Below are 12,348 nucleotides of genomic sequence, written 5' to 3' on the forward strand. Positions count from 1 at the left end.
CCGAGCGTGGACCCCGTCACGAACCCCTACGCCCCCGGCGCCGGCCAGCGCCCGCCCGAGCTCGCCGGTCGCGACGAGCAGCTGCGCTCGTTCGACGTGGTGCTCGAGCGCATCGCCCGCGGCCGCTCGGAGCGCTCGATCGTGCTGACCGGCCTGCGCGGCGTCGGCAAGACGGTGCTGCTCAACGCGCTGCGCAGCTCGGCCGTGCGCGCCGACTGGGGCACCGGCAAGTTCGAGGCCCGGCCCGACCAGCGGCTGCGCCGGCCCCTCGCCGCGGCCGCCCACCAGGCCGTGCGCGAGCTCGGCCACCCGCAGCCCGACGAGGTCGACCACGTGCTCGGCATCGTCAAGGCCTTCGCGCTGCGCGAGGCGCAGACCGGCGCGAAGCTGCGTGAGCGCTGGCAGCCCGGCATCGACGCGCCCGCGGTGACCGGCCGGGCCGACTCCGGCGACGTCGAGATCGACCTCGTCGAGCTCTTCACCGACATCGGGGGCCTCGCCGCCGACGTCGGCAAGGGCGTCGCCTTCTTCATCGACGAGATGCAGGACCTCGACCCCGAGGACGTGTCGGCGCTCTGCGCGGCCTGCCACGAGATCTCGCAGTCGGGCCTGCCCGTCATCGTCGTCGGCGCCGGCCTCCCGCACCTGCCGGCGGTGCTGTCGGCGTCGAAGTCCTACTCCGAGCGGCTCTTCCGCTACTCGCGGATCGACCGGCTGCCGCGCGACTCCGCCGACCGGGCGCTCGTCGGCCCGGCCGAGGAGGAGGGCTGCGCCTACACGCCCGAGGCGCTCGACGAGATGTATGCCGTCACGGCCGGCTACCCCTACTTCATCCAGGCCTACGGCAAGGTCGTCTGGGACGTCACCCCGAGCTCGCCCGTCACGCTCGAGGACATCCGCGTGGCCGTGCCGGAGGCCGAGTCCGAGCTCGCGGTCGGCTTCTTCGGGTCCCGCTTCGAGCGGGCCACGCCCGCCGAGCGGGAGTACCTCCGGGCCATGGCCGACGCCGCCGCCGAGGACGGCGAGGGCGGCGCCGAGCGGGAGGCCGTGCCGACCTCGGCCGTGGCCGACGTGCTCGGGCGCAAGCCGCAGTCGCTCTCGCCGGCCCGCGACGCGCTCATCAAGAAGGGGCTCATCTACTCGGGCGAGCGCGGCCTCATCGCCTTCACCGTGCCCCACTTCGGCCGCTACCTGCGCACCCAGGCCTGAGCGTGGTCGTCGGCCCCGCCGCGACCGCCGCCCTCGCCGGGGTCGGCGCCGGCCTGCTCGGTCTCGGCGCGGTGGCACTGCGTGCCGAGCCGCGCCGGTGGCGGGTCGGCGTGCTGCTCGCGGCCGGGCTCTGGTCGCTAATGACGGCGGCCACGTGGGCGGCGGCACCGACGAGCCCGCTCGCCCCGGTGCTGCTCCCGGCGGTCGGGGCGCTGCTGCTCGGCCTGCTGCTCGTCGTGACGGGCCTGCGGGTGCTGCGCCCCGAGGGCCGCACCCGGCTCGACGTCGCCGCGCTCGCGCTCGGCGTCGCCATGGTCGGTGCGACGCTCGCCGGCCTGGCCCTGCTCGGGTCGGCCGGCTCTGCGGCGGGCGCCGTGGGGGCCCCAGCCGTCGCCGCGGCCGACGTGGTCACCCTCGTCGTCCTGCTGCTGCCCGGCCTGCCGGGACTCTCCTTCCTCTCCTACCTGCTCTACTGCCTCGCCCACCGGGGCCACCGACCGCGCCCGGCCCCGAGCGCCGTCGTCGTGCTCGGCTCGGGCCTCGTCGGCGGCACGGTGCCGCAGCTGCTCGCCCACCGGCTCGACGCGGGCGCGGCCGTGTGGCGCGCCGAGCGCGAGCGCGCGCGGCCCGGCGACGGGCCGCTCCTCGTCCCGAGCGGCGGCCAGGGCGACGACGAGCCGATGGCCGAGGGCGTGGCCATGACGGCATACCTCGTCGCGAACGGCGTGCCGCCCGGGCGCGTGGCCACCGAGGACCGCGCCACGACGACGGAGGAGAACCTGCTGCTCTCGCGCGAGATCCTCCGCGCCCGCGGCCTCGTCGACGGTCACGTGCGCGTGGTGACGAGCGGCTACCACGTGGGGCGTGCGGCGCTGCTGACGCGCCGCCTCGGCATCGACGCCGACGTCTCGGGCGCCCCGACCGCGTGGACGTTCGTGCCGACCGCCTTCCTGCGCGAGGTCCTCGGCGCCGTGACGCTCCACCCGCGGCTGCACCTCGGCGCGCTCGCCGCCTGGGCCGTGGCGACGGGTCTGCTCGCGTATGCCGTCCTCGCCGGCTGAGCGGACGTGACCCTGCCCGGAGGGCGGACAGCGAGGGGCGGGGAGCCGTACAGTTCGTCGACATGGACTTCGTGACGCGAGGCTTCCAGGGCCGCCCGCGCGGCCGCGACGACCGGCTGCCGCCGGGGCAGTACCTGACGGGTGACTTCCCGGTGCTCTCGGCCGGGCCGACGCCCGGGGTCGACATCGACGCGTGGGAGCTGTGGGTCACGACCGAGGACGGCACCCGACACACGTGGTCGTGGGCCGAGCTGATGGCCCTCCCGGCCGACGACGTGACCGTCGACATCCACTGCGTGACGAGCTGGTCGAAGCTCGACACGTCGTGGCGGGGCGTCTCGCTCGACACGCTCCTCGGCGACGTCGAGACGGCGGCCGACTTCGCCCTCGTGCACAGCCACGGCGGCTACACGACCAACCTGCCGCTCGAGGACCTCCTCGACGGTCAGGCCTGGGTCGCCTTTCAGTTCGACGGCGACGACCTGCCCGCCGAGCACGGCGGCCCCGCACGGCTGCTCGTGCCGCACCTCTACTTCTGGAAGTCGGCCAAGTGGGTGCGCGGCATCGAGCTGCTGCTCGAGGACTCGCCCGGCTTCTGGGAGCAGCTCGGCTACCACGACTACGGGGACCCATGGCGCGAGCAGCGGTACCAGGGGGACTGAGCGCCCGACGCGCCTGGCGCGACGCGACGCTCGTGGAGCGGCGGGCCGAGACGGCCTCGGCCGTCACCCTCGTGCTCGCCGTCGACGACTGGCCGGGCCACCTGCCGGGGCAGCACGTCGACGTGCGCCTCACGGCGCCGGACGGCTACACCGCGACGCGGAGCTACTCGGTGGCGGCGCCGGCGCACGGCGACCACGTCGAGCTCACGGTCCAGCGCGTGCCCGACGGCGAGGTCTCGACCTTCCTGACCGACGGGCTCGCCGTGGGCGACACGGTGCGGCTGCGGGGACCGGTCGGCGGCTGGTTCGTCTGGCGGCCCGAGCAGCCGGAGCCGGTGCTGCTCGTCGCCGGCGGCTCCGGGGTCGTTCCGGTCATGGCCATGCTGCGCGCGCGGGCCGAGGCGGGGGGTCAGGCGCCGATGCGGGGGACGGGGCCCGCGTTCCGGCTCGTCTACTCGGTGCGGGCGCCCGAGGACGTCATCCACGCCGACGAGCTCGCAGCGCTCGCGGCGGCGGGCACGGTCGACCTGCGGCTCGTCCACACCCGGCGGGCGCCCGAGGGCGACCCGCGCCCGGCGGGTCGGATCGGGGCGGCGGACCTCGTGGCCGACGGCTGGTCCGCGGCGGCGGCACCGACCGTCTACGTCTGCGGGCCCACCGGCTTCGTCGAGGCGGTCGCCGGTCTGCTCGTCGGTCTCGGCCACGACCCCGACCGCATCCGCACCGAACGCTTCGGGCCGAGCGGCCCGTGAGGAGGCCAGCACCATGACCACACCCGACTGGGACGGCAACCTGATGGCGGGCCCGCTCTCGGAGCTCTTCGCGCTCGACGTCACGACCGCGGTCGTCCGGTGCCGCGGCTGCGGCGGCTCGACGCAGGTCGCGGCGCTGCGCGTCTACGGCCCCGAGCCCGGCCTCGTGGGGCGCTGCCCCGGCTGCGACGACGTGCTCGTGCGCGTCGTGCGCACCCCGGATGCCGTGTGGCTCGACCTGGGCGGCGTCACCTCGCTGAGCGTGCCCGCGCCCGCCCAGCGCTGACGGGCGGGGTCAGCGCAGCAGCGCGTTGATCCCGACGGCGGCGAAGACCCCCACGGTGAGCACGAGGGCGACGATGCCGACGACGAGGCCGCCCTTCTGCTCGGCGTTCATCGCCTCCTGCCAGCCCAGCTCCCGGGCCACGCCGCGGACGAGGTCGCGGCCCTCGCCGGCGCGGAAGCGGTCGTCGAGGACCTTGCCGAGCCGACCGGTGTCGGCGTCGACGCCGAGCTCGACCTGCCTGGAGTAGCGCAGCAGCCGGCCACGACTGACGCTCCGGGAGGCTCCGAGCGACGCCGCACCGTCGGCCCCGGCGCCGGCGCCGTAGCGGACGGTGTGCTCGACGTCGGTGATGCCGTAGCGGCCGCCGCCCTTGACGTGCACCTCGTGGGTGAGGACGCGCTCGAGGCCGTGCGCCCTCGTGAGCGTCAGCCACCGGGCGTCGGCGAGGTCGATGGTCAGGTCGAAGCCGTAGGGGCGCTCCGCGACGGCATACGGCGTGCCCTCGGCCGCTGCGCGGACGCCCTCGACGAACGCCTGCGTGCTGGTGCTCCCGCTCTCCCCGGCCACCGGGTCAGTGCTCCAGTCCGGCCTCGAGCGCGGCGATGATGCGCGGCCGCATCTCGTGCGCCGCGATGACGGCGTCGACCGAGCCGACCGAGACGGCCCGGTGGATGCTGTGCACCGCGTCGAACTCGGAGGCGACCTGGCTCAGCTTCTCGGCCCGCACCGACGAGCGCAGCTCGGCGAGCTCGGTGGCGAGGCGCGCACGCTCGACGCCCGAGGCCGTCGCGACGCGCGACTCGAGCTCGGTGACCCGCGGGTCGGCTGCCGTGCGGGCGTCGACGTCGCGGGAGAAGACGACCGCCGCCGCGGGGGCACCACCGAGCACCGATGCGAACGAGCCCTCCACGGCGAGCACCGTCATGCGCGGGTTGAGCGTCTTGCTGAAGACGACGAAGGCGCCGCCGTGGTAGCGCGAGACGACGGTGAAGACGATCGGGCCCTCGAAGTTGACGATGGCCCGCCCGATCTCGGCGCCGTACTCGAGCTGCAGGGCCCGCATCGACTCCGGCGACCCGTCGAAGCCCGACAGGTTCGCGAGCACGACGAGGGGCCGGTTGCCGCTCGCCGCGTTGATGGCGCGCGCCACCTTCTTGCTCGACCGCGGGAAGAGCGTGCCGGCCGTGTAGGTGTCGGGGCCGTCGGTGGGCGGGAAGCCGCGGCGCGGCACCGAGCGGGACTCGATGCCGACGAGGCAGACCGGGATGCCGCCGAGGTGCGCGTCGTAGACGACGGCGGTCTCGGCGTCGGCCATGCCCGCCCACCGCTCGAGCGGCGCGTGGTCCTGGTCGCTGACGGCCCGCATGACCGTGCGGATGTCGAAGGGCTTCTTGCGGTCGGGGTTCGTCAGCGAGCTGAAGATGTCGCCGACCGTCGTGAAGCCCGAGTCGGGCAGGTCGTGCGGGAAGAGCGTCACGTCGCGGTGCGACGGGTCGCTCGTCGGCACGCGGCGCGGGCCGGCCTCGCCGGGCGCGACGTAGGCGTGGTCGTAGTGGGCCATGAGGATGCCGCGGGCGCCGGCGAGGTCCTGGGCCCAGTACTGCGCCTGGCCGTTCGGGCCCATGACGCGGTCGTAGCCGCCGATGCCGAAGTTGTCCTCGGCCGAGACGCCGCCCGAGAAGTCGAGCGACTGCTTGCCCGTCAGCACCATGGCGCTGTCGGGCGTCATGACGAGGATGCCCTTGGTGTGCATGAGCATCGTCGCCTCGGCGTTCCAGTAGGGCTGGGCGCCGACGTTGATGCCGGCGACGACGACGTTGATCTCGCCGCCCGCCTGGGTGAACTCGATGATCCGCTTGAGGGCGCGGGCCACCCAGTCCATGTTCTCGGTGCCGGAGTCCATCGAGATGCGGGCGCCGGCGGAGAGGGAGTACCACTCGAGCGGCACCTGCATCCGCTCGGCGAGGTCGATGGCCGCGATGACGCGCGCGCACTCGGCCTCGGCGACCGAGCCGAGCGAGCGCAGCGGGTCGCCCGACAGCACGACGCGGGTGACGCCCTGGGGGTGGCGGTCGGTCGGGGAGCTGACGACGGCGACGATGATGCCGGCCTTGTTAAGGCCCTGCGGACGGTCGACGGGCACGAGCGCGCCCGCGTCGTCGAGGTCGTGCTCGACGACGGTGCCACCCGGGCCGGCGATCATCGACTGCAGCTCGTAGGGGTAGACGAGCCCGCGACGGCGGGCCCGCACGACCTTGGAGGCGTAGTCGTCGAGCGGCTTGAGCGGCTCGGTGGGCGGGGCGCCGAGCGAGCCCGTGACGCCCGAGCCGGGCTGGTAGAAGAACCGGCCCGCGATCGGGGCGGGGGCCTCGCCGGGGGCGCCGGCGACCTGAGCCTGCACGAGCACCTCCTCGATGCCGGCGCCGGCCGTCACGGGGGCGATCTTGCCCTGCAGGGCCGTCAGCTGGCCGAGGTCGGCCTCGATGGTCGGCCAGATCTGCACCCACACGTGGTTCATGTCGAGCTTGGAGCCCCGGGCGCCGCGGCTCGTGCGCACCCGGCGGATCGCCTCGAGGCAGTTCGCGATGGCGCGCTCGACGTGCGGCAGGCCGGTCACCTGGCCGGACTCGTCGCGCACGACGACGACCTGGCGCACCTGGGCGAGGGCGACGAGGCGCCGGTCCTCGGGGTTGTCGCGGGCCACGCACTCGTAGAGCAGCACGTCCTCGGGCGCCTCGAGGCGGGTGACCTCGAACGCGCTGAGCCGCCACAGGTTGAGCCGGCGTCCGACCATCGGGTGCACGCCGCGCACGAGCCGGTCCTCGACGAGCGTGCCGTCGACGGGGCGGAAGGTGAAGTAGCCGACGGGCCGACCGCCACCGGCGCTGACCGCGACCGCGACGCGGCGCACGTCCTGCGCGAAGGGCAGCTGCTGCAGCAGGGCCGCGAGCCGGTCGCTGGCCTCGTCGGGCGCCGCCGGCTCCTCCGGCCAGCGCAGGTAGAGGTCGACGACCGACTGGTGGCCGTCCGGGCGGGCCCACACGTCGTTCGAGACGGCCGCGTCGAGCGGGCTGCCGGGGGCGAGCTCCGTGACGGCGCCGATCGTCGACGTCAGGTGGGTCGGCCGGTCGGCGAGCGTGTAGTCGGCCGTGGCGAAGGGGCGCCCACCCTCGGTGAAGGTGTGCAGGCCGTGCAGCTCGTGCTCGCGGTAGTGCCGCTTGATGAGCACCTCGAGCATCGGCTCGTGCTCCGGCAGCCGCTCCGGCGCGGCCTCGTGGAGGCGCTCGGCGAGGAACCGGACGATCTGCTCGGGGATCGCCGCGAGCTCGTCGATGCGGGCGGCGTGGTCGGCGGCGTCCGGCTCGGCCGCGAGGGAGGCGAGCTTGTCGCGCACGCCGGCGAGCACGCTCTCGCGCTCCTCGTCGACGAGGGGCTGGTCGAACCAGCGGAAGCGCACGCTGCGGGCGAGGTCGCCGATGACGGGGAAGCGCAGCTGGGTCGCCACGACGAGGCGGTCGAGCGTGTCGCGGGCCGCCGCGTCGAGGGGCGCGGCGGGGATGGGCTCGGCGAGCCAGCGCTGCAGGAGCGACGTGGCGAGCTGCACCTCGGGCGCCGAGCGCTGCTGGCCGAGGAAGATGCGGAAGACCGCCTCCTCGAGGTCGGGGGTGCGCTCGAAGTCGGTGACGCCGTAGTGGGCGAGCACGCGGGCGAGCTTGTCGCGGAAGTCCGCCGACAGCCCGGCGCGGTCGACGTCGAGGCTCTGCAGGTAGGAGTGGAAGTGCTCGCGCGGGCTGTGCACGAGCAGCTCGGTGTGCCGCTCCTCGGCGGCCGGCCGGTTGCGGCTCAGCTCGGCGACGTCGGTGAGCAGGGTGAGCACGCCGATCTCCTCGGCGAGCGGGATGGTGCCCTCGGCCGCGAGCTCGTCGCGGGCCGCGAGGTAGCCCTCGAGCATCCGCCGGTCGCCCGCGGGGTCACCGTCGAAGCCGAGCACGCTCGCCGAGAGGTCGGCGATGCCGCGCTCGACGCGCTCACGGGTGCTGGCGCTGCGCGCGTCGGAGTCGGGCAGGTCGAGGTCGACGCTGCCGGCGTCGGCCGTCTCGGCGGCCTCCTCCTCGTCGCCCGTCGGCTCGAGGCGCACGAGCGGGGCACCGGTCTCCACCTGGCTGCCGACGGCGACGAGCAGCTCGCGCACCCGCGCCGCGAACGGGGCGGGCAGCACCGTCTCCATCTTCATCGACTCGAGCACGAGCACCGGGGCGCCCGCCGCGACCTCGTCGCCGACGGCGGCCGGGGTCGCGACGACGAGCGCCGGCGCGGGGGAGCGCACGACGCCGCCCTCGTCGCGCGAGACGCGGTGCGTGACGCCGTCGACCTCGACGAGGTGGACCGGCCCGTGCGTGGCCGTGACGAGGCGGTGCGCGCGCCCCTCGACGACGATGCGGCCGGCATACGCGTCGATGCGGTCGAGCGCGGCGTCGACGACGTGCGGGTCGCCACCGTTGGCGATCGAGACGCGGTAGCGGTGCGAGGCCGTGCGGAGCACGACGACCTTGTATGCCGTGCCGCGCAGCTTGAGGTCGACGGCGCGGCCGACCGTGTGCTGCACCTGCGGGCGGCCCCCGCGGGCGGACTCGAGCAGCCGGGCGCGCTCGATGGCCTCGGCGTCCTCGTAGGCCTCGATGCCGGCGGCGACGAGCGCGACGCCGGAGTGGCGGTGGGAGACGAGGCGGCCCTCGGCGCGGACACGGTCGATCCAGCCGGTGTCGGCGGAGCCGTCGATGATCTCGGGCTGGTCGAGCAGGTCGAGGATGAAGCTCTTGTTCGTCGCGCCGCCGTCGATGACGACGGTCGTCTCGGCCATGGCGCGGCGCAGGCGGGCGAGCGCCTCGTCGCGGTCGCGCCCGTGGGCGATGATCTTCGCGATCATCGAGTCGAAGTCGGCGGGGATCGAGTCCCCTTCTCCCACACCGGTGTCCACCCGGATGCCGGGGCCGGCGGGGAAGGTGAGCAGGCTGATGCGACCGGGGCTCGGCGCGAAGTCGCGGTCGGGGTCCTCGGCGTTGAGGCGGGCCTCGACGGCGTGCCCGCGCTGCGTGGGGCGGCCGTGCGGCAGGTCGTCGAGGCGGCCGCCGTTCGCGACGTGGATCTGCAGCTTGACGAGGTCGGTGTCGGTGACGACCTCGGTGATCGGGTGCTCGACCTGCAGGCGGGTGTTGACCTCGAGGAAGGCGAAGAAGCGCTCGCCGGGGTGGTAGAGGAACTCGACGGTGCCGGCGCCGGCGTAGCCGACCGCGATGGCGAGGCGCTCGGCGCTCGTGCGCACCTCGTCCTCCTGCTCACGGGTCAGCACCGGCGAGGCGGACTCCTCGATGACCTTCTGGTTGCGGCGCTGCACCGAGCAGTCGCGCACGCCCACGGCCCAGGCGGTGCCCTGGCCGTCGGCGATGACCTGGACCTCGATGTGGCGCGCGCCGGTCACGAGCTTCTCGAGGAAGACGACGCCCGAGCCGAAGGCCCGCTGCGCCTCGTCGCGGGTGCGCTCGTAGGCGTCGGCGAGGTCGGCGTCGGAGTCGACGCGACGGATGCCGCGGCCGCCGCCACCGGCGGTCGCCTTGAGCATGAGCGGGTAGCCGATGCGCGCGGCCGCGGCCGTCGCGTCCTCGAGGGTGTCGACGCCGCCGCGGCTCCACGGCGCGACGGGCACGCCGACCTCCTCGGCGATGAGCTTGCTGCCGATCTTGTCGCCGAGCTTCGTCATCGCCTCGGCGCTCGGGCCGATGAAGGTGACGCCGATGCGGTCGCAGAGCTCGGCGAAGGCGGGGTGCTCCGCGACGAAGCCCCAGCCGACCCACGCGGCGTCGGCGCCGCACTCGAGCAGTGCCCGCTCGAGGACGGCGTAGTCGAGGTAGGGCCGGGCGGACGCCGGCCCGAGGTCGTAGGCGTGGTCGCTCTCGCGCACGAACATCGCCCGGCGCTCGCCCTCGGTGTGCAGCGCGATCGTCTCGATGCGGTGCCCGTCGGGTCCCGCTGCCGCATTGAGGTCGCGCACGGCGTGGATCAGACGCATCGCGGCCTCCCCGCGGTTCACGATGGCGATGCGCGAGATCATCGGAGCTCCTTCAGACGGGGGTGGTGTCGCACCCCGCAGCCTTCCACGCCAGCCCGGTGACCGGCGAGTAGACAGGCCTGAAGTCACCTCAGGTCAGCGCGGCGACCACCGCGCGCACCATCTGCCGGCCGTGCTCTGCCATCCGCGGGAAGGTGTGCCGGTAGTAGTCGATGCCGGTGAGGGAGGGCGCGAGCGCCCAGCCGCAGGCCCGCAGCCACGTCGCCTCGTCGGGCGCGAGGGCGTCCAGACAGGCGCGGCGGGCGTCGCCGGTGAAGGTCCAGAGCGCGGCGGTCACGTCGGGGGCCGGGTCGCCGACGCCGATCGCCCCCCAGTCGATGACGGCCGCGAGGTGCCCGCCGTCGACGACGAGGTTGCCGGGCTGGAGGTCGCCGTGCAGCCAGACCGGCGGGCGGTGCCAGTCGGGCGCTGCCACGCAGAGCCCCCAGGCGCGCGCGGCGGCGTCGAGGTCGAGCCCGTCGTCGTGGTCGCGCAGGCGCCCGAGCGCCCGGCGCGCCGCCTCGTCGACGTGGCGCAGCGGGGTCCCCCGGTGCCCGGGTGGCTTCGTCGGTCCGTCCGTCGGGTCGACCGCCTGCAGCGCCCGCACGAACGCCGCGAGCTCGCCCGCGAGGGCCACGTCGTCGGTGCCCAGCCGGGGCGGCGTGGTGCCCTCGACCCACGGGACGACCGACCACGCATACGGGAAGTCGGCGGCGGGCCGACCGACGTGGGCGGGCACGGGCACCGTCACCGGCAGGTGCGGGGCGAGGCGCGGCAGCCACCGCGCGTCGGAGGTGGCCTGGTGCTGCGCCCAGCCGATCTTCGGCATCCGCACCACGTGGGCCTCGCCGAGCCGGAAGAGGACGTTGTCGGTGCCCTCGAGGTCGTCGGGCAACGCTGTGACGGGCAGGTGCGCCCACTGCGGGCACTGCTCGGCGACGAGCCGCCCGCCGAGCTCGGGCGTCGCGCGGACCTCGTCGGCATGCATCGGCACGCCGGCCACGCTAGGGCGGGGCCACGCACGGGTCCACCCGGTTTCGGCCGGGCGGGCGCCGCGGAACCAGTACCCTCGCACCTGCATCGCGCCAGGACGGCGCGCCCATCACAGAGGGATCTCATGGACGAGAGCGACCCGACGCAGACCCAGGACCGGCAGCAGCCGTCCGCCACCCCGGACCCCCGGCCGCCGACCGAGGCGGGTGTCGACGCACCGCTGTCGGGCCTCGAGGCCTCCCTCCGGCGGCCGGTGAGCGTGGGGCTCGCCCTGGTGCTCCTGCTCGCCAACGTCATCGGCTGGGCCTGGTTCGTCAGTCGCCAGGACGACCAGTTCGCCATGCTCGGCTCGCAGGTGGCGACGGTCGACGTCGGCGGCGCGACGGTGCCGACCGACACCGACGCGTGCTGGCTCGTCGGCGCCTCGGCCCGGGCAGCCGGTCACGGCGACGCCTTCGTCGAGACGGTCAACGGCTCGGGCATCACGAGCGAGTGCGGTGCCGCCGCGATCCGCGGGGCCCAGGGCAACGGTCCCTGAGCCACGGTCCACCGCGGTTTCGCCGGTGTCGGCGCCGGCCGATAGCGTTCTGGCCCGTGACCACGATCGACGACGTCAGGCCGGCCGTCCGCACCGCCTCGGAGGTGTCGCTCGACGTCGTGCTCGGGCCGATGAAGTCGGGCAAGAGCCTCGCCCTCATCTCGCTCCTGTCGCCGCTGCAGTTCACCCGTGTCCGCCACCGCGTCTACCAGTCCGAGCGGCACGTGCGCGACACCGGCGTCACCTCGCGCAGCGGTGGGAAGCTCGCCACGACGAAGGTCGGGTCGCTGCACGGGGCGCTCGACGAGCAGCTCGACGTCGTGGCCGTCGACGAGGTGCACATGTTCGACCTCGACGACGTCGCGGTCGTCGAGCAGCTGCTCCGCCGCGGCACGCGCGTCGTCGTGGCCGGCATCGACCTCGACCACCGCGGCGAGCTCTTCGCGCCGGTGCGGGCCCTGCTCGAGCTCGGCCCCGACTCCGTGACCTACCGCCGCGCGGTCTGCGACCAGTGCCGCGACTTCAGCGCCACGCACACCCAGGTGCTCCGGTCGGGCGAGCCGTTCCTCGAGCACCTCGGCGGCTCCGAGGCGCTGCCCGACGACGGCTCGTTCAGCTACGAGGCCCGCTGCCGCTCGTGCTTCGTGCGGCCGGTCCACCCGTCGACGTCCTGAGAGCCCGCCTCCCCGGCCGCCCCGCGTTCGTTCCGGTGGGTCGGGCCACCGGGAGCGCCTCTTCCGG

Annotated in this window: 10 protein-coding genes; 7 read left to right on the plus strand and 3 right to left on the minus strand. The window is 74.9% G+C overall.

What is annotated here, in order from left to right:
* The first annotated feature begins 6 nt into the window (after positions 1-6).
* The 5 genes from ABD979_RS19160 (at position 7) to ABD979_RS19180 (ending at position 3,970) form a co-directional block, all read left to right on the plus strand.
* A complete protein-coding gene (locus ABD979_RS19160; protein ID WP_345509124.1) occupies positions 7-1,209 on the plus strand; it encodes an ATP-binding protein in 1,203 nt (400 codons plus the stop codon).
* A gap of 2 nt (positions 1,210-1,211) precedes the next feature.
* Complete coding sequence (locus ABD979_RS19165; protein ID WP_345509125.1) at positions 1,212-2,270, plus strand: YdcF family protein; 1,059 nt, start codon at positions 1,212-1,214, stop codon at positions 2,268-2,270.
* Positions 2,271-2,332: 62 nt separating this feature from the next.
* Positions 2,333-2,932, plus strand: a complete 600-nt coding sequence (locus ABD979_RS19170) for a sulfite oxidase-like oxidoreductase (RefSeq protein WP_345509126.1) — start codon at positions 2,333-2,335, stop codon at positions 2,930-2,932.
* Positions 2,902-3,684: a ferredoxin reductase gene (locus ABD979_RS19175; RefSeq protein ID WP_345509127.1), complete on the plus strand. Its 783-nt coding sequence runs from the start codon at positions 2,902-2,904 to the stop codon at positions 3,682-3,684. The genes ABD979_RS19170 and ABD979_RS19175 overlap by 31 nt, the downstream gene beginning before the upstream one ends.
* 13 nt (positions 3,685-3,697) lie before the next feature.
* A complete protein-coding gene (locus tag ABD979_RS19180; protein WP_345509128.1) occupies positions 3,698-3,970 on the plus strand; it encodes a DUF6510 family protein in 273 nt (90 codons plus the stop codon).
* 9 nt (positions 3,971-3,979) lie between these two features.
* Here ABD979_RS19180 and ABD979_RS19185 read toward each other — a convergent pair whose 3' ends face one another.
* From ABD979_RS19185 to ABD979_RS19195, 3 genes are all read right to left on the minus strand, one after another.
* Entirely contained in the window at positions 3,980-4,537 is a 558-nt protein-coding gene (locus ABD979_RS19185) for a hypothetical protein (RefSeq protein ID WP_345509129.1), read from the minus strand.
* 4 nt (positions 4,538-4,541) lie between these two features.
* On the minus strand, positions 4,542-10,079 hold the full coding sequence (locus tag ABD979_RS19190) for an ATP-binding protein (protein WP_345509130.1): 5,538 nt from the start codon (positions 10,077-10,079) through the stop codon (positions 4,542-4,544).
* Positions 10,080-10,167: 88 nt separating this feature from the next.
* Positions 10,168-11,064 carry an aminoglycoside phosphotransferase family protein gene (locus tag ABD979_RS19195; RefSeq protein ID WP_345509295.1) on the minus strand — a complete coding sequence of 299 codons (897 nt, stop codon included), beginning with the start codon at positions 11,062-11,064 and terminating at the stop codon, positions 10,168-10,170.
* Between the two features lie 129 nt (positions 11,065-11,193).
* Between ABD979_RS19195 and ABD979_RS19200 the strand changes: the two genes are divergently transcribed.
* Positions 11,194-11,607 carry a hypothetical protein gene (locus ABD979_RS19200; protein ID WP_345509131.1) on the plus strand — a complete coding sequence of 138 codons (414 nt, stop codon included), beginning with the start codon at positions 11,194-11,196 and terminating at the stop codon, positions 11,605-11,607.
* A 56-nt stretch (positions 11,608-11,663) separates the two neighbouring features.
* Positions 11,664-12,281: a thymidine kinase gene (locus ABD979_RS19205; protein ID WP_345509132.1), complete on the plus strand. Its 618-nt coding sequence runs from the start codon at positions 11,664-11,666 to the stop codon at positions 12,279-12,281.
* Positions 12,282-12,348: the final 67 nt, after the last annotated feature.

The organism is Terrabacter aeriphilus, assembly GCF_039542985.1.
Classification (GTDB): Bacteria; Actinomycetota; Actinomycetes; order Actinomycetales; family Dermatophilaceae; genus Terrabacter; species Terrabacter aeriphilus.

What these genes read in the sequence shown, in the direction of transcription:
- ABD979_RS19200 (WP_345509131.1), top strand. Translation starts at nt 11,194, where the DNA reads ATGGACGAGAGCGACCCGACGCAGACCCAGGACCGGCAGCAGCCGTCC.
- ABD979_RS19195 (WP_345509295.1), bottom strand. Translation starts at nt 11,064, where the DNA reads ATGCATGCCGACGAGGTCCGCGCGACGCCCGAGCTCGGCGGGCGGCTC.
- ABD979_RS19180 (WP_345509128.1), top strand. Translation starts at nt 3,698, where the DNA reads ATGACCACACCCGACTGGGACGGCAACCTGATGGCGGGCCCGCTCTCG.
- ABD979_RS19170 (WP_345509126.1), top strand. Translation starts at nt 2,333, where the DNA reads ATGGACTTCGTGACGCGAGGCTTCCAGGGCCGCCCGCGCGGCCGCGAC.
- ABD979_RS19175 (WP_345509127.1), top strand. Translation starts at nt 2,902, where the DNA reads ATGGCGCGAGCAGCGGTACCAGGGGGACTGAGCGCCCGACGCGCCTGG.
- ABD979_RS19190 (WP_345509130.1), bottom strand. Translation starts at nt 10,079, where the DNA reads ATGATCTCGCGCATCGCCATCGTGAACCGCGGGGAGGCCGCGATGCGT.